The following is a 17,240-nucleotide window of genomic DNA, read 5'->3' on the forward strand; positions in this document are numbered from 1 at the left end:
GTCCTCAACCTCCGATCCGCGTCAGGCCGTAGAGGCGATATCCTTCGGCGTTCGCCATTTGCGGGTCCGGCACCAGATGGACGTGCGGGAACATCCGTTGCAACACGCCCTGCGTCATGCGATACCCACCGCCCGCAAGGAACACCGTGTGGATGCGCTTCAACCCATCCGCCCCCAGATGCTCTTGGATGCGCCGCGCGATGAGCTGCCCCATGCGCTCGATGTGCTTCGACCGCTCTGGTTCCACCGAGACCGTGTGCCCGCCGTAGTACACCTCGCCGCGCGCGTAGAGTTCATCGTAGAGGGGATCGGTGAGCGGCGGTGTCTCCCCCGTGCGCTGGCGGAAGATCCCGGCAAGCGCCAGGTACAAGTCGTGCACCCCGACGTCCACCGAATCCGACAAGCGGCTGATGAGCCGAAGCTCCGGTTGCGTTTCAAACGTGACAAAGCCCGTGGTGCGCGTGCCCACGTCCACCAGCAACAGATAGCCTCCTTGCTCGATCCAAGCCGGATTGCGGAGCTCCATCGTGACCGGATCGAGCAGAGTGCCGATCATCGCGCCCATTGCCTGCGGGATCACGCGCACGCTTTGCGGCGCGACCTCCATGGTTCGATCCTGCACGGTCACTCGTCCGCGCAGATGCAGCAGGCGCTCCTTCAACGCTTCCCGTTGCGATTCGAAGTGCGCGAGCGGCAGGCCGGTCACGACATGCAGCGGCTCTCCTTCCTGCGCCAGGAGTGAGAGCGTCACCAGCCACAGGGCCTCCGTATCCGCGTCCTCGTACTTCTTCGTTGCCAGATTGAGCGCCGTCACCCCTTCGCGCCGCGCCAGTTCCCCGACAAACACCCGCCGAGCGCCAGATGCCGTTTCGAGGTGCGCTTCATACTCCGGCGCCTGGAAGACGTCGCGCATGAGGAGATCGTGCGCATCGCACACCAAAGCCGGGAAGCGCACTTGGCGCTCCCCGTTCGTGGCTTTGATCCACCCGTACCCCAGATCCACACCCACAATCATCGGTTTCTCCCCTCTCATCACGCATCAGGACACGCTCGTTGGAACCCACGAGTAGACCGGCTGCGAAACGTATTGGGTCTGTTGGATGTAAACGGTCTGGCACTCTTGCTCTGTGGTATAAATCGGAATTGAATAGTTATAAACATATGCGTATCCATTACTACCGTAGGAAGTTGTTACATACGTCAGCGATGCATCTTCGGGGCAATAATTGAAGGTAGTTCCTTCAAGCACTCCATTTTGATAGAACGTGTAGTACCCCATCGCGCACTGTCCTGTTTGAGCCCCGGTTTGAACTTGCACATTCTGGCATTGCTCTTCCGGTACCTCAACTGTTTCCGGCACGGTTTGTGTTCCCGTTTGCACGTAATGCCCCGCCGTGACCGTAACGGTGTTGCTTTGAACCGTTTGCGCGCTTGCGACGGGGGCAAACGCCAACAGCCACGCTCCACCAATCCATGCACTAAGGACGGCCCGTTTCATGTCTCGCTCCTCCCTTAACCAAATGAGGACTGCATGGCATTAAGCGCGCGCGCCGAACCAACGGCGTTTGGCTTTGACTGCCGAAAACTCAAACACTTCATCCCAAAACGGCTTCATCGCCTGCACAATGCGTTTGCCGTTCAGTCCGCCTCGTTTATCGATCGTGGGATCAAACGGAACCACAGCGCGCACAGTGTAGGGCGTCAGATACTGCCGCATCGCGCGTTCATCCGCACGCACACGCTTGGACTTGTTGACGAAGGCCGACACCCCAGACGCGTCTAGGCCCGAGAACGCGAGTTTGTCTGCATGTTCCTGGATTCTGGCTAACTGGTCGACGGCGGGGTTGACCACCAGCATGACTTTCGTGGTATACGGCAACACCGCCTGATGGATCGGGGTCCAGCCCTGCGGCATGTCAAGCAGTACCGCATCCATCTCTTCGAGGCACAGGTTCACCAGATACTCCGCATCGTCCGGTGACTGAAGCACCACTTCGGGGCTTTGCGGCGACGGGAAGATGTGAAGTCCGGACTCGTGCAATAAACACACCCCATCTCGCACAGCCTCCTCCACCGATCCGCCGCGCCAACCGCGCACATCCTCGGCATCGGCAAAGCCGAACTTTTGCGCGATGTCGCCGTTGACGTCAAGGTCAATCACCGCGACGCGCTTCCCGCGCAAAGCGGCGTAATACGCGGTGTGCGCGCCGAGCGTCGAGCGCCCCGCGCCACCCTTGGGGCTATCGAGCATGAGCACGGGCACGGTGCGTCGGCGCACGACGGGGGTCGTGGTGTGCCGAAGCGTTTCGACTGGATTGTGAGGCGCCACAGACGGTTCGGACACGGTTGGCGTCACCGGACGCTCGACTTGAGGAGCGGCCATTGGTTGGACACTCGGTTGCGGTGGATCCTCCGACACGGGCGGCGTAGGCACAGAGGGCGCAGGCTCCGAAGTTTTCGTCACCGTCGTCTCTGGAACAGATGACGAGTCCAGGGGCGCGCTCCTCTGCGTGCGCAGTTGCTCCTCCCAGCGCATGACCGCCGCCAGATCAAACGGCGCCGTGAATTCATACACCGGGATCTGGGGCAACCGCTCGCGTATGGCGGCGGTCACACCCAGCCGGGCGTCCACCAAGATCCCATCCACATACCCTGTGGCCGCGTATTTCCGTAACTCGCTCATCGCTGTCATGAGCCGAACCTCCAAGATCCCCTCGCACTGCGCCAGGATCTCCTCCGCTCCGTTCGCACAAAGAAGCGCCAGCATGAGGTCCCTTCACCCCCCTTACTCATCCAAGACGAAGCCGACGGGTTCGGCTTCGCCGTCGGCCGTTTCATCGTCCATGACAAAACCCACGTGGGCTTCAGGAGCAGCTTCTTCGTGTTCTAGTGCAACTTCGAGTCGGATGTGGCGTTCGTACTGATCGATGGCCAGCCAAAGTTCCCACAAGGCCGAGGCGAACGAGGTGTGCTTGGCAGCCACCGGAACCCCGGTCGTCATGGCCTCATACGCCGCTGCGCCAAAATCGGGGATGACCATGTGCGCTTCCGAACCCACTTCAAGCCCGTACGGCACGCGGTTCACTACGAGCCAATACGTGTCATCGTTCAGTGCAGGAAGGGCCTTCGCGGGATCGCAGTCCTGCACCAGGATCACGGCGTCCACATCGAGCTGCACCGTGGTGTCGGACGTGTCGATCACCCAGACCTCTCCGCCACCCGCCTCGATAGCGCCGAACACCATGTCTCGGTAAGGCGGCGATACCCACGTCGCCAGCGGGCTGGCACTGGAAGCGCTGAGAAGCTTCGCTTTCACTCCGCGAGACACAAGCACGTGGAACAGGTTCCAGGCCAGAAACGTCCCGCCTGCCTGTCGGCTCGACACCACCTGCACCTTGAACGGCGCGGGTGTATAGCGGACAGGCGGAGCCTCCAGATCGCGCACCATAAACGCAAGCACATGCGCCGCCGTCAGCCGATCGAGAACCGGCACCACCATCACGCGATCATCCGAAAGCCCGAGTCGCCGTGCCTTCCGGGCGATCTGCTGGGTCCCCGCCACCAGTTTCACAGGCACCCGTGCCTGCAGCGCCGCCTTGGCCGATGCCAATTGGGTCACGAGCGCCAGGTCTGCACCGTCGAAGTCGTCCACCCACTCCACCGAGGGAAGCGTGGCACGAATCCACGCTTCCGCGGCGGCGTCCCCCAATGCCAGGTACACCCGCATCAATTCACACGTCCCTTCAGCGCGCTTGACGGCAGGAAGCGCACCGTCGCTTTTTCGGGGATTTCGATGGTTTCACCCGTTTTCGGATTCCGCCCCTGCCGCGCGGCGCGCACCACGTAGCGAAACTTGCCCAGTGGAGGCAAGGCTACGTCCTCGCCCGCCTGCAATCGCTCCGTCGCGACTTCACAGAGAGAATTGAGGGTTTGCCATACCTGGGATTGCTTCAAACCTGTCCTCGCTGCGATTTCCGCGACCAACTCCGTCTTCGTCATGCTGACTCGCTCCTTTCGACATGGGCCTCATCCATAGGCGGGGTGTAAGACAAAACGAAAAAAAGCCGCCCGAAGGCGGCTCAGTTCGTGTTCAGGTACGCGACAAATTGGTTCGTCGCCCCCTGCGACAGCGTGTACGTCGTCGTAAGGGTCTGCTGATTGGACGGCCCGGCGATCGTCTGCCCCGTCGTCACATCCACAATTGACAGCGTCTGATTCGGCGCAAGGGGTGCGTTGGCCTGTGCGGTGAGCGTCACCGTCGTGTTGCCCGGCGCGGTGGAAACCGGCGTTGCCGTGAGTGTCACCGCCGTGGCGCCCTGAACCTGTACGGTTGTGGTCGTACTTTGACCATAGACGGTCGCCGTGAGCGTGTAAGTGCCCGGTGTCGTCGCCGAAAACGTCGTCGACCACTGCCCCTGCGCATTGGTCGTGACGTTGGCCGCTGCCAAGTTCCCGCCGCTTGCCTGCAACGACACAGGGATATTCGGCACGCCGCTGCCGCCAGCCGTGACCTGCCCGCTCACGGTGATGGTCTGACCGATATCGGCCGGAGACGGTGAAGCTTGGATGCTGACTTGGTACGCCTCCCACGTGATCTGCACGGGTGACGACGACTGGATCGGCGCTCCACCCGGCGTCCCAAGGTACAACACGTAGGTATGGGTTCCCGGCGTTTGTTGGTTCACACTGGCTGAGATCGTTTGTTCGCTGCCACCCGTGACCCACTGCCCCGTCGACTCGTCATAGATGCCGAGAGTATATCCGTTGGTCGATTCGCTCGCGCTCCCCGTCAACGTGGCTGTCTGCCCGACCAGAAGCTGTGTGGGATTGCCCGTGAGCGAGAGCGTCATCCCGATGACACCCGTCTCCGAAACCACCGCATTGCCCTCGTTGATGGAGACGGTGTATGCCGGGCTGTGCTGTCCCCACAGTTCATAGGCGTCACTATCCAGCGTTTGTGTGGCCTGCGAACTGCCGTGAGCTGTCAACACCCAGTATACGGCCACTCCTGCTCCTGTCATGAGAATCGCAAAGATCAGAATCAGGATGCGTGGCATCATGTTTTCCGGTCCTGCACGTCGCCAGCGCCACATCGGCTGTTCACCTCTCGTTTATGGCCGTAAAACCGCCATACTTGCTAGAATGGTGCAGACCAACCCCAAGAAAAAATACACGCCCATTGGAGCCAACGGGCGTTCTTCAGCGTTGACTTGAGGGCCTGCCAACACAGGCCAAAGGGGTCGGGTTACCAAGGCCAGGAGCAGGGCGAGAAACAGGGGCACGAGCGCCAGGACACCGAGACCCAGCCCCATCACCCCGACCATCTCCGCATCCCCGAGCGCGTGGTCACGATCCACCATCCACCAGAGACCGCCGAGACTCACGCCCGATAGCACCAAGGCAAGAAGCAGCCACCAAGGGGCGCGGCAGTCCACATCGGCCACGAGGATGGCGACAGCGCCGAGGATAAGGACGGTTTCGCTGACGCGGCGGTAGAGCACGTCCGTGACGGCGCATATCACAAAGATGCACAACATAAGGATCATGTTGATGTCCAGACCAAGTTCAGCTTTCAAATCCAGCTCTCTCCTTGTTTTATTCCTGAATCCACCCGACGGAAATCTTACGGATTTTGGACAATGTTTTTACGCCGTTTTCACGCTTCAAAGACCTCGCCCCCCTCCACAAAGAATTGCATTTGAACGTTGCTTTCCGAGAATTTCGTCCATATCATTTCCATAGCCCGTCGTCGCGCCTCGTTTTTGGTGACCCACACCACCTTGCGAAAGGACTCGTCCAACACGCTGAGGTTGGTGATATACATCTGATATTTTCGCCATAGCTGTCTGGAGCTTTCGGTGGCATTGTCAAACTCCACCCACCAAAAACCCTCGGCGGTGCGCAAGGCTGCGTCCGGGCGAATGGCCGAAGCGCGGAGTTCTGTGTCGGGTGCCCCCGTCGCGAACTTGCGTAAAAACCAGAGCTCATCGGTTGCTTCTCGCGTGTTGAACCATCGGACACCGTCAAATCCGTGCCTGTGCAGATAGCGCATGAGGATCGCGTTCAGCCCCAGCGCGTGCCCCCACTGTGCATCCATCACGACCACTTTGCTTTCGATTCCCAACATGTGATGGACATATCGCACGCCGGGCGCTGTTAAGACCAACGCATATCGTCTTCCTTCATGCCCTTTGGCCCAGATCCCGCGAAGCAAGGGGTCATCATGCGAATTTCTCGCTCGAAAGAGATACTTCTGAAGCATGAATTCGCTCCAATCCAAGAGAAACAAGACATCCGAGCGCAGAATCACGCCCGCGTCATACACCACACCCAACAATTTTTGTTCGGGCGGAAACTCGCTATCTCGCCACGACAAAATCAATCCAGATCCCACCTCTGCAAGAACGCCGTCACCGGGTTGCGCGGAACCGTTGGTTGTGGCTGTTGTATAGCCACAACGCCCTTGTGCTCCTGCAGCCCCTTCAGCACCTCATCCGCAATGCGCTTGACCCAATCCTCCATGTCCGCACTCGGGCGCTCAGGCTCCGAGCGATCGAGTCCCCGCCGCAGCATCGCTTCGATGGCCCGAGACCGTTGGCGCTTTGGTAGACGTTCGATCCAAGCAATGAGTGTTGGATCGCGGATGTAAATGTGGAGCGTGTACGGCTTCGCACGCCACGCTTGCGATTCTTGGGACATCGCAGATTCCTTCCTTGTCTAAGGGAGTGGTGTAAGGCAAAGCGCCGTCCCATGACGGGAACGGCGCTCATCCATACAACTCATCGGCCGTGAGTCCTCTCGTGCGCTTGCGTTTCATCTTCTGCACCCTCGCGTCCTCATCCGGCCAATACCCGTTCTCCAGGTAAAAGTTCAGTCGCTCTTCCGCTTCGGCCGCCGGACGCCCCAGCTCCTGCTGCAGCTCATACCCGAACGCGCGAAGCTCCTCATACCGCTTCCGAAGAGCGGGCTTGTCGAAGAAATTCACGACTTTGGCGTTGGGCGCAAAGCCTTCATACACATCCGGCGGCGGCGCTTGTGTTTCGCAGGAGTGCGCCTTGCCACCGACAATCGTGTACACCGCAGCCACGTTGTCCGGGAGCGCGCGCAGGTACTCCGGCGTGAAATGTCCTTGCGTCAAGTCCGCCATGATCCGCGCGCTGTCCGCACCCACGCGGAGCGAGAAGAAGTTCCCCAGCACGTCCTTGATCGCCTTTTTGAGTTCCCCGCTGAATTGCTCCACCGACTGCGTGATCATACCGAGTGACAGCCCAAACTTGCGCGTCTCGGCGATGATCTTGGCCATGATGTCGGTCTGCACGCGGTGACACTCATCGACCAGCAGGAAATGCGTGAGTGACGTGCTTTCTGGGCGTGTCAGCGCGATCTGGTAGTATTGCTCGATGAGCCCGCCCATGATGAGGCTCATGAGTTCTCCACTCAGCGCCTTCACGTCAATGAGCAAAATATGTCCTTCATCCATCCACTCGCGAATCGGCAAGGCGTACTCCGGTTGCCCGAAGTAAAGGGCGGTACTGCTCGTCACGAAGGGACGCAGGCGGCGTTCGACCGGCGCGTAGTAGTCGGGGTTTTTCGCTTGCGCCGGGAACGTCTGCTCCCAGTACGTGCGCACCAAGGGTGATTTCAGCCGGCGCAGGACTTGCAGCCGCCAGTTCTCGTCTTTCAACATCGGGATCATGCCGGCGAGGACGTGCTGTACTTCGTCGTCTTCCTTGAACGCCTGCACACACATGTCGATGATCTCGTCGATGCGCGCGCCGCCGCCGTACGCTTTGCTCAATGTCGCCACAATGGCCTCCGTTGTCAGGACTTGCAACAGATTCAGCGCCACAGGATAGTCGCGATTGGAAAACGAGATATAATGGACTTTCTTCCAAAGCGGGCTGTCCTTCGGCAGCGCGGCTTGGAGACGGGACAGGAAGATGAGCGTCGTTTCCGCCGCCGGGTCTATGAGCGTGAGTCCAGGCTTGGGATTCCCAGGCGTCTGTTGCACCCAGTCGTCCAAAATCGACTGCAGCAAGAACATGAGCGTCGTCGATTTCCCGGCGCCCGTCATGCCCGTCATCAGGAAGTGGCGCGTGAATTGTGCATACGGGATGCGCACCAACCGCGAGGCTTGCGTCGGGTGACGCAGATAGCCAATGGCCACGCCTTCTGCAAATTCGTCGTCTCTCAGTGTTTTTGCGTGCTCTCGAATGATCGGCATCTGCGGCCAGGTTTCTGGAGACGGCACATGCACGAGTTGCGCCAATTCATCCGCCGACATGACAAACGGCTTCAGGGATTTCGAGGCTACGAGTTGATTTTCCGCCGCCAGATCCCGCAAGGCGCCGAGCATCCCTTGAAAGAACGGCTGCGCCCGATGCTTCTCGTCGCCCTCAAAGCGCATGGTGACGTGAAACAGGTCGCTTAACTCTTCGTACCGTTGCACGATCCCGCCAATCTGCCGCTTTTGGTGTGGAAGCACTCGCGGCTTTTGGGGTTTGGAAGTTGCCCCTTTGTTGGCGGATTTGCCCGTGAACGCCGCACCGAGTTCCGCCGCTGTATCCGCCGCGATCTTGGCCCACGGATTCGCCCCGGATTGACGCAGTTCGGGATCAAGGCGCTGATGTTCCCGCTTCACCCGCCGTAACGCCTCGCCCTCCTCCATGGGGCTGAACGCGATTTCGACTGCCGTGTTCTTGCCCATCGCCCGAAGGAGCGTCACCAGCGGATCCCGCTTGTCATCTCGCGCAAACGGCAAGAGCGCGTGCCTCGCGGTGACCTCCATCCGCACCTTCGGGTTCAGGCGGATGGTCGGTTTTCGTTCTTCTGGCACTTCGTGCAGCTCCAACGTGGGCGAAAGCGTCCCCTTCACGCCTTGCTCGCGATCTTCCGGCACGATGAGCCAGAACCAAACCTCGCCGTTTGTGTCTTTCTCGATGCGCAGGCGGAACCAAACCGGGCCTTTGTTCCGACGCTCGGCTTTTGTGCGGCGAAAATGCGAGAGACGCGCCAACCAAGCGCTGGCTTCGCGCAGGTCATACGTGTGGTGACTGCGGGGAATGAGCGCTTTGGGCTGTCCTTCGTAACGTTTGCGCTCCGCCTGCACTTTGTCCTTGTCCCGCCATACGCCATAGCCTGCGGCGGCTCCAAGCCCCACTGCCGCCACGCCCATGAGGGTGTGTTCCACATTCAGCAACGCGCACCGCCTCCTCGCCAACGCGGAAACCACATGCCCGTTTCCGTCTGGTACACCCGGTAAGTCGGAAACACGCCTGCCAGCACTTCTTCCTCCGCTCGCGCCCGCAAGACCTCCATACCCACAAACAGTAACCAAAGCCCCCACAATACCGGTCGGTTCACACCGATACAGCTTCCGAACATCCCAATGCAATACGCGAGATACAACGGATGGCGAACATAACGATAAGGTCCGCTTCGCACCACACAATGCGCCTCGGCGAGTTGCGAGAAACAGAGCCGAAGCGCAGTGAGCGCCCATACCTCAAGCAACAGCGCCAGGAGTTGCAGACTATAGGAGAGACCGAAACGCCACAAAGATTCATGAATCGGGCCGTGAACCCAAAACGCCACAACCACCGGAAACACAACGATCCCAACGGACGCCGCCCATGCCCACCAGCCGCGATGGATCTCCTTGGGACGTTGGCTCAAGTTCCAAAGGAGCATCATAGCTTCGACGACGAGTAACGCCGCAAACGGCCAAAAGGGTGGCACATGCCCCAATCGCCAAGCGTTCCAAAGAAGAACGCCTGCCGCAAACGCCTGAACACCGATGCGCAACATCATGCACTTCCCCCGGTGACGCTGACCGTCATTGGCACCTGAAAATCCGTGGTGAACGCTCCGCCGAAGATCGCCTGGGTCGCTTCCTGGATCCACGGCACATGGAACGTACCGCTTACGGTGACGGTGACTTCTTCGTTGTTCACGATGGCGTTCTCTTGAAGGTTGTCAAACAGGTTGGACAGATGTTCACTTTGTGCGCTGGCTTCAAACTGTTGCTGCGCAGCTTGTACAGGATCCCCGACGGTCTGCAGTGTCGTCGTGAAATAGCCCTGTACCCCCGATGAGTTGACCACTTCCTGTTGAATCTGCGACTGCGCTGACCACGCTGCCGCCTCCGCTGCGGCGCGCAACTCGAAATATCCAGCCACTGTGGCCCCGAACGTCATCATGACCGTAAAGAGCAGCAACCCGATCGTGGTATAGACCAGCCCTTTGAACAGTTCGGCTACGGCCAAGAGAGTTCGCCTCCTCAACTGGAGGTGAAGTACGCTTCGTTGACATCTGAGGCGGTGACGGACATCGGGATCGTCGCTGGGAAACTGTTCGGTGCACCAATCGCCGCCAACAGATCCGGAAACAAAAACGGCGCATCGTATTGCACCGTCACTTGTGCCTCGGGTGTCGACACATCCGCGCTCACTTCCGTGGACGAAACGCTCCATAGGGTTTGCCCGTTGTAAGTAAGCGGCAACCCCGAGGCTTGCAGCGTGTCTTCAACCGCTTGCTCCGCCGCAGACGCATCTCCGGTAATCGCCGCCACCCGCGCGCCGTTCTCCGCAGCCGTCACGAGGATGCTCCGGACGTGAATCAAGGACGTGAAGGTCAGAATCAGACCCAGGATCACCAACCCGACCCCCGTGGTCACCAGTCCTGCGAACAACGTACTGACGCCCGTACCGCCTCGTAACCATCTCATGCGCACTCACCTCCAGACCCGCCGTCCAAAAACTCCGTTCCTCCAAAAAAAGGGTGAGCGCATGGTCACGCCCACCCTTCGTCACTTCACGATCCCGTGCTTCCCGACGTCGAGCTGAAGTTCGGCAGCGTGAAGTTGCCGTTCCCCGAGTAATCGGCCGAATAGCCGCCCGAAGACGCCGTCCCCGAGCTTTGCGTGATCGAGTTCAGCGCGTTCTCCCCAGAGGACTTGGCGGCGTTGAATCCGTGGAAGAGCAACACCCCAAGCACCGTGAACAGAGCGATCGTAAGCAGGATCCCGAAGATCATGAAGAGGGTTCGATTCAAGTTCGACTGTTCGGGGCCTGCCTTTCGCCAGCGCAGCAAGTGCGAACGTACCCGTGTGGTCATGTTCACAGATTCCCCTTTCGTTGGTTTACGAACCAAACATCGCCATAAACGCCTTCAACGCCGCAGGAACAACGCCGTGCTGCAGCGTGTTCGACAACAACAGAGCCGTACCGGTCGCCATGCCGACCCCGGCGATCATCCAGAAGATGCTCACCAGGTTAATCGTGCTGCCCGTCCCGGCTCGACGCCCACGCCAAAACGTGGGGCTGCGAATCACGCAACTGAGGAGGCGTTGCATGAGACTTCACACTCCCTTCCGAGGGCATTAAAAAACCCTCCTATCCCTAGGAGGGGTGTCATGCAAAAACGAACTCAAAACGCGATCCCGACGCCAAAACCACTCGCGAAGAGTTTCATCGCGTACGACAGGACCGCGAAGAAGATATAGCCGAAGACCGGAATCCCCATCCCCAACGTGGAGATGAGGCCGATCTTAGCCACCGCCGAATTGTGGAGATGTTCGGCCTCCGCATCGCGGATGCGTTCCTCGATTTCAAGCGACGTCAGCATCATGTCCACAAGCGGCGTGTGATACCGTGTCGCTTGCGACAAAAGCTGCGCGAACTGCGTAGCCTCCGGCAAGCGCAGGCGCTCCGCCATGGTCATAAACGCTTCCACTACCGTCTCCACACGCATCGAGACGTTTTCCATACCCTCCGCCGCGCCGATCGCGATGCACACGTCACGAAGATACGGCTTCAACGGATAATTCGCGACCGATTCCGCTGCCAGAATCCCGCGTTCGATCGGCGCGCCCGCCTCCGTGAGCAGCGCAATCAACAGACGCGCTTGACGCAACTGCTTCTTCAGCAGAAGCCGTGCACGCTTATATAGGCGACTCAGATACACGTAGGGTAGAAAAAACGCGAACGCCGCGAATGGAAAAGCCCAGTAGAGGCCGAGGAGCAGAAACAACGCCAACACCAGCACCGGCATGGCGAAGGACACGCGATACGCAAGGTCCGCCCACTCGGGATGTCCGATCTCTCGCGCGAAAAACACCAAGTTTTGATGCAGGCTTTCGAGAAACCCTTGCTTGGGCTTCGGACGCCGAAACGTACCGTGCACGGACTGACGGAACAGGCGCTCCTGTTCCTGATCGGCGAGGTACGTCCCGACCACGCCGATGAGCACCGCAAGGGCCATCAGCACACCGAGCGCATACGCCATCGACTATCCCTTCTTTCCCGTCGCAATGTTTTGCACGAACGCCCAGTCCTGCGCGAGCAACCACTCCGCGAGATGGGGATCGAATTCAACGCCCTTCTTTTGGTCGATCTCGCGCTTGACCTGCTCCGGCGGCCACCCCTCTTTGTAGGGCCTCGCCTCCAAGAGCGCATCCAGCACGTCCACCAGTTTGACCACCCGCGCCACCAGCGGGATCTCTTCGCCCGCCGCGCCCGTGGGGTAGCCGGTACCGTCCCAGTTTTCATGATGATGGAGTGCGACTTCCTTGGCCCACCGCCAGCTTTTCTCGTCATACAGCCAAGCGTTCTCCTGTTGAATATAGCTTTCGACCTCTTCCAACACGTCGCGCCCCTTTTGGGTGTGCGTCTGCACCAGCTTGTACTCTTCCGGGGTCAGCTTGGCGGGCTTATACAGGATTTCGCGCGGGATCGCCGACTTCCCGACATCGTGGACATAGGCAGCCAGGGTAATGCGGGACACATCGGGCTGCTCCCAGCGTAGTGCCTCTTCGGCGATCCAGATCGTGTATCGTTCGACTCGCGACAAATGGTTTAGCAGTTCAGGGTCCCCGTACTCCGCTGCAAACGCGAGACCGCGAAAGAGCGCCGATTGGTAGGCGAGCTTCACCTGGATGGTGTCTTGCTCGAACACATGCGCGAGATACACTTGCGTGTGCGTGTCGTGAGGGATGGAAAATGCATGGAGCAGCGCCCGATCGCCATTCCTGCGCCGAACCCAGAGCGTGTGAAGGCCCGCTTCCGTGATCTGCGGATGCAAAAAGGCGCTCGGCACCCCCCTTATCTCGTCGGGCGCAAAGTCCAAGAGTTCGTCCAGGTTGCCTCGAACCGCTGCAATCGCGCCGTCCTGCCCGATCTCAAGCTCCACCATGGGCGCTGTCCCCCCACACGATCTCGCCACCGCCGCGATGTTTGCCGTGATAGAGATGCAAATCGGCGTGCGCCAGCAGTTGTTCCAAGGTCTCCCCGTGCTTGGGAAAGCACGCCGTGCCAAATGTAATGTCGAGGCCATACTGTTCGAGCGGCAAGCGCGCTTTGAGTTGCCTCAACCGATCCACCATGCCTTCATGACACGCGCACGCTTCAAAGATGAGTACAAACTCGTCCCCGCCCAGTCGAGCCAAGACATCCGACGCACGCTTCTCGGCTTGGAGCGCTTGCGCAATCGCGCACAGCGCCTCGTCCCCCTTCGCATGGCCCTGGGTGTCGTTCAGGCACTTGAACTTGTCAAAGTCCATGAGCACCAGCACAAATTCGAGGTTGTTGTACCGCCGTTGCCGACGTTCAAACCATTCTTGCAGCCCCTTGCGGTTCAAGCATCCCGTCAATGGGTCGTGCGTGGCTTCCTGCTTCAAGCGTTCGTGGTCGTGAAGAAGACTGTCCGCCGCCAAGACAAATTCAACGGCCTGCTCCTCTTCCGGTGTCGGGTCCCCGCGAAAGTAGACTCGATAGAGGCCGTCCGCACAGGGGAGCTCGCGGACACGAAGCAGGGATTTCCATGCCGGCGACCCCGTGGTCACGCCGCGCTCAAACACCCCGTCTGGCGTTTCGACCTCCACGCCGAATGCCCGCATATCGAGCCAAAACTGCATGTGCGCGTCGCGCCAGGATGCACCTTGGGCGAGGCGCTGAAGAAAACGGACATAGGCTTCTAGCATGCTCCTCACACTCCTGCGTGAACGGGATTCCCAGGGGGCGTCACCACACCCGCCGAGATCCCCGGATCAAGGCCTGCGATGTCGCTCGATACTTGAAACGGCTCCGTGGCGTTGAGAAACCCCACAATGTCCCCAGCGCTCACCGGCCCGATGGCCTGATTCTCCGCAAGATCCCACTTCATCACCTGATCCGAGGACGCTCGGATCATCACGCTGCTTCCGTTGGGAAGGGGAAGCGTGATCGTGGCCACTTGATTGCTGGGATCGACAGTCCACGTCACTTCCCCGTCAGCCGGCGCGATGATCGGCAGCGACGGCAACCATTGAGCGACGAGTGCGGAGTTCTTGTCCTCCTGCTTGGCCTGCACCGTCCATCCTCCCGTCGAAGACGGCGTAAAGGTGAGGTTGGCGTCGCCGAACAGCCAGTATCCGCTGTGATCAGGCAGTTGGACAGGCGGCGTGTCCAGCACATAGGCCGCCGTCATGCGCATGAGCGCGTTGATGTAATCCTGCACCGCCGCCTCGTCACTCGAACCATAGTAATGCGCACTGGCGTTCGGCCAACTCCCATACATGAGATAGAGCACGTGAAGGTATTTCGCCCCAGCATTCAGCGCATCATCGGGGTCGTAGGGCGAAGCGTAAGGCGCACACCCCTGATCCCCGTTGGCCGCGCATTGTTCGTCCAAAGCCAGGAGTTCCTGGGGTTGAAGCGCCGCTTCGGCGGGCGTACCGATCGGCGCTTCGAGATGATCTGCGTCCACGCCGAGTCCCCCGTATTTCTGGATGCGAAGCGCGTCGGTGTCCGGCTCATCGATCTGCACATACGGGTCTTCCCACCCACTCCAGGTCTCCGGCTCAAACTGCATGAGGCCCATCGCGTGGCTGCCGTCGTAATCCGCATACGCATTCGGCTCCCATGACGATTCGTGGAGCGCCGTGGCCGCGATATACTGCATGGGCACTTGGTAGGTCTCACTGGCCTGTTGCACGTAGGACACAAACGGCGTCGGGATCCCATCTGCCGGAGACACGTCCGTGGGAATTTGGCCGTTCCAGGACGAGGGCACCGCCGTATTGAGCGCATTGCCACCCGCAAGCACCGCCACCAAGAGAAGCAGGAAAAACAAGCATGGGATGCTCACAAGAAACATCGCCAGAAGGAGAAGGAGCGGCCAGCGGCGGCGAGCGAGACGCAGCCCCATCCGCAGTCCGATTCTCCCCAGGATCGCCGTCAAATCCCGCCTTCCTCCTTATCCCAGAATAGCCCGCCAGAACGCCGCGTTCTCCACGTAACCCGGCTGCAAATACCAACGCCCGTCGTGCGGGACGAACACGTCCGGAAAACCTCGGATGGCATTCGCAAGCGCGCTCCCTGGCATCGCGTACAGGACCCGTTCCGGCATCGGTACCCCCAAGGCGGCGAACGCTTGTTGGACCTTTTGTTGGGCCTCAGCCAGCGTGAAAGGCATCGGAACTTGCAACATGGTCTCATTTTGCGTCATCGGGTATTCGTATCGCTCGAACCCCGCGGCAACCCATGTCGCTCGGCTCAAAAGTCCTTCCTGCTTCAAGGTCTGGGCCAGCTCGTGGCAATACTTGCACCACGGCGCGAAAACAATGACGGGCCGATCAAGCGGAAGAACCACGGTCTGGCCGGATGCCGTTTCGACTCGCGCCGTCTCAAGCACTTGCAGCATCGAGCTTGGAACAGGCGATAATCCGTGCCAAGTCTCTGAACCCAAGACGGCGTGTGGCGACGGGAGCACGTTGACCCCCGTCACTTCCCTGGACGAAGCAGGATGCGATGAAATTCTCGTTGTCTCTTGAACGTCAGACGGTTTGGATACGCTCGTCGCCGCACCGCAGCCCGTCACGAGCAAGGCTGCCATCCCTATCCCAAGCCACGTCACTTTGCGATTCACGGTTTCGCCCCCTCAAAGAATGCCAACCAGTCATGCACTTGCGAGGCAGGCAAGATCCCCGGCACGGCTTCCCAGCCGTTCGCCACGCGGTGATAGGCGATGGGGACAGGCAGAGACGTATCCTCGTACAACGTGACAGCGCTCGGCAACGGATCACCTGCATAGCCTGCCTGTTTCCACACACGCTCCGTTTGCGCTTGCGTCAGTCCCACCCACACGACGGCGGGCTTGTCGTGCAGTTGCGACCACACGCTCTGAAATTGTGGGATCGCATAGGCCGTCAACGCGCTGATGACCAGCACATTCTTGGTCCCGTTCGGCACCGTGACCGGAAGCGACGTCACATGTTCCAAACGGCTCGCATAGGGTTTTAGATGTTGTGTGATTTGCACAGGCAGGGCTTTGGTGGGCACTGGAACTTCTTTAACCGGTGGAATTTTGTAATTCGACGAGACTGTGTTGGAAGCGTGCGTCCCCACGCTCGGTCCCGGAACCGGTTGAGTCGGCGAAGGCGCCGTGGACGCCGTGGTTTGGGTCGCGTGGGTTCCACACCCCGTTAACGCAAGACTCCCCAGCACGACCATCGCGATCATGAACGTTCCCTTCTTCAACGTACATCCTCCTCGGTACCTTGGTCTCCTCATAGAAGTGTGGTTTGTCATGCAAAATCAGTGATTATCGGTCCAGCCGTGTGACCTTGCGCCCCGACACCTCGTACATCCCAGGCCGAAGCCCGATGATCCATCGCCCGCTCGGCCAGCGAAGACGCCGAGGCTGTCGAAAGACCGCTTGCCGACGCCCAATGCTCACGTCTACATGTACAGCGTTGGTGAAAGTCCACGGTTCCGCAGAGCGTGTCCGCACTCGCGTCGGCAAAAGCAACGCTCCGCGCGTCCACCACACGCGCGCCTGAGCGTGAAACACCGTGCGACGTCCTCGATGCCAAACCAACGTGCGGGGTTTGCGCACAAACCCATCGCTCACATGGCTGCGAAACGGGTAGGCTACGAAACCATACAAATACTTGACGAGCGATTTCCCATCCGGGTCGAGCTTGCGCGCCAGCCAAGTAAATCCTGCGGCGCTCAGGGTAACGACCACCCAACGATTCATGAAGAGGTTGAACAGCCGATAAGGTGTGAACGCGTCGAAGAAGAAAAAGAAGATCCAGGACAATGCGAACGTGACGAGATCGTCCCAGTAGAGCCGAAACCCCAAGTGAATCTTCCGGTCAATGTTGGTCACAACCACTTTCTGCTTGAACAGTTTTTGGTAAGTTCTCGGCATCTCAACTTCTCCCTTACACATGTGGCGAGGAACACTCCTCGCCACATGCC

General features: G+C 59.7%; 22 protein-coding genes. All 22 read right to left on the bottom strand.

Features of this window, described 5'->3' with window-relative positions:
* Positions 1–4 precede the first annotated feature (4 nt).
* Complete coding sequence (locus tag TC41_RS11020) at positions 5–1,015, bottom strand: ParM/StbA family protein (protein WP_193352806.1); 1,011 nt, start codon at positions 1,013–1,015, stop codon at positions 5–7.
* Positions 1,016–1,039: 24 nt separating this feature from the next.
* Positions 1,040–1,498 (bottom strand): hypothetical protein, encoded by a 459-nt coding sequence (locus tag TC41_RS11025; RefSeq protein ID WP_041695206.1) that lies wholly within the window; start codon positions 1,496–1,498, stop codon positions 1,040–1,042.
* A 39-nt stretch (positions 1,499–1,537) separates the two neighbouring features.
* A complete protein-coding gene (locus tag TC41_RS11030; protein ID WP_014465131.1) occupies positions 1,538–2,767 on the bottom strand; it encodes an AAA family ATPase in 1,230 nt (409 codons plus the stop codon).
* A gap of 18 nt (positions 2,768–2,785) precedes the next feature.
* Positions 2,786–3,727: a hypothetical protein gene (locus tag TC41_RS11035; protein WP_014465132.1), complete on the bottom strand. Its 942-nt coding sequence runs from the start codon at positions 3,725–3,727 to the stop codon at positions 2,786–2,788.
* Positions 3,727–3,999: an HU family DNA-binding protein gene (locus tag TC41_RS11040; protein WP_014465133.1), complete on the bottom strand. Its 273-nt coding sequence runs from the start codon at positions 3,997–3,999 to the stop codon at positions 3,727–3,729. Before TC41_RS11040 ends, TC41_RS11035 begins: the two co-directional genes overlap by 1 nt.
* 80 nt (positions 4,000–4,079) lie before the next feature.
* Complete coding sequence (locus TC41_RS11045) at positions 4,080–5,021, bottom strand: Ig-like domain-containing protein (protein ID WP_237699919.1); 942 nt, start codon at positions 5,019–5,021, stop codon at positions 4,080–4,082.
* A gap of 90 nt (positions 5,022–5,111) precedes the next feature.
* Positions 5,112–5,576 (bottom strand): hypothetical protein, encoded by a 465-nt coding sequence (locus tag TC41_RS11050; protein WP_148260182.1) that lies wholly within the window; start codon positions 5,574–5,576, stop codon positions 5,112–5,114.
* A gap of 80 nt (positions 5,577–5,656) precedes the next feature.
* Complete coding sequence (locus TC41_RS11055) at positions 5,657–6,262, bottom strand: replication-relaxation family protein (protein WP_237699920.1); 606 nt, start codon at positions 6,260–6,262, stop codon at positions 5,657–5,659.
* 116 nt (positions 6,263–6,378) lie between these two features.
* On the bottom strand, positions 6,379–6,699 hold the full coding sequence (locus tag TC41_RS11060; RefSeq protein ID WP_014465137.1) for a hypothetical protein: 321 nt from the start codon (positions 6,697–6,699) through the stop codon (positions 6,379–6,381).
* Between the two features lie 67 nt (positions 6,700–6,766).
* Complete coding sequence (locus tag TC41_RS11065) at positions 6,767–9,190, bottom strand: ATP-binding protein (RefSeq protein ID WP_237700113.1); 2,424 nt, start codon at positions 9,188–9,190, stop codon at positions 6,767–6,769.
* A 2-nt stretch (positions 9,191–9,192) separates the two neighbouring features.
* Entirely contained in the window at positions 9,193–9,810 is a 618-nt protein-coding gene (locus tag TC41_RS11070) for a methyltransferase family protein (protein WP_014465139.1), read from the bottom strand.
* Positions 9,807–10,265, bottom strand: coding sequence for a hypothetical protein (locus tag TC41_RS11075; RefSeq protein WP_014465140.1), 459 nt, complete (start codon positions 10,263–10,265; stop codon positions 9,807–9,809). Before TC41_RS11075 ends, TC41_RS11070 begins: the two co-directional genes overlap by 4 nt.
* 14 nt (positions 10,266–10,279) lie before the next feature.
* A complete protein-coding gene (locus TC41_RS11080) occupies positions 10,280–10,726 on the bottom strand; it encodes a hypothetical protein (protein WP_041695371.1) in 447 nt (148 codons plus the stop codon).
* Positions 10,727–10,812: 86 nt separating this feature from the next.
* Positions 10,813–11,115, bottom strand: coding sequence for a hypothetical protein (locus TC41_RS11085; protein WP_081462326.1), 303 nt, complete (start codon positions 11,113–11,115; stop codon positions 10,813–10,815).
* Between the two features lie 25 nt (positions 11,116–11,140).
* Positions 11,141–11,353 carry a hypothetical protein gene (locus TC41_RS11090; RefSeq protein WP_041695373.1) on the bottom strand — a complete coding sequence of 71 codons (213 nt, stop codon included), beginning with the start codon at positions 11,351–11,353 and terminating at the stop codon, positions 11,141–11,143.
* Positions 11,354–11,427: 74 nt separating this feature from the next.
* Positions 11,428–12,285, bottom strand: coding sequence for a type II secretion system F family protein (locus TC41_RS11095; RefSeq protein WP_014465144.1), 858 nt, complete (start codon positions 12,283–12,285; stop codon positions 11,428–11,430).
* Between the two features lie 3 nt (positions 12,286–12,288).
* Positions 12,289–13,191 (bottom strand): HD-GYP domain-containing protein, encoded by a 903-nt coding sequence (locus tag TC41_RS11100; protein WP_193352807.1) that lies wholly within the window; start codon positions 13,189–13,191, stop codon positions 12,289–12,291.
* A complete protein-coding gene (locus TC41_RS11105; protein ID WP_014465146.1) occupies positions 13,178–13,978 on the bottom strand; it encodes a GGDEF domain-containing protein in 801 nt (266 codons plus the stop codon). Before TC41_RS11105 ends, TC41_RS11100 begins: the two co-directional genes overlap by 14 nt.
* A gap of 5 nt (positions 13,979–13,983) precedes the next feature.
* Positions 13,984–15,216 carry a transglycosylase SLT domain-containing protein gene (locus TC41_RS11110; RefSeq protein WP_148260183.1) on the bottom strand — a complete coding sequence of 411 codons (1,233 nt, stop codon included), beginning with the start codon at positions 15,214–15,216 and terminating at the stop codon, positions 13,984–13,986.
* A gap of 15 nt (positions 15,217–15,231) precedes the next feature.
* Positions 15,232–15,903: a hypothetical protein gene (locus TC41_RS11115; RefSeq protein WP_014465148.1), complete on the bottom strand. Its 672-nt coding sequence runs from the start codon at positions 15,901–15,903 to the stop codon at positions 15,232–15,234.
* Positions 15,900–16,514: a hypothetical protein gene (locus TC41_RS11120; RefSeq protein ID WP_237699921.1), complete on the bottom strand. Its 615-nt coding sequence runs from the start codon at positions 16,512–16,514 to the stop codon at positions 15,900–15,902. Before TC41_RS11120 ends, TC41_RS11115 begins: the two co-directional genes overlap by 4 nt.
* Before the next feature lie 64 nt (positions 16,515–16,578).
* Positions 16,579–17,190 carry a TcpE family conjugal transfer membrane protein gene (locus TC41_RS11125; protein WP_014465150.1) on the bottom strand — a complete coding sequence of 204 codons (612 nt, stop codon included), beginning with the start codon at positions 17,188–17,190 and terminating at the stop codon, positions 16,579–16,581.
* Between the last annotated feature and the right edge of the window lie 50 nt (positions 17,191–17,240).

The organism is Alicyclobacillus acidocaldarius subsp. acidocaldarius Tc-4-1 (assembly GCF_000219875.1).
Taxonomy (GTDB): domain Bacteria; phylum Bacillota; class Bacilli; order Alicyclobacillales; family Alicyclobacillaceae; genus Alicyclobacillus; species Alicyclobacillus acidocaldarius_A.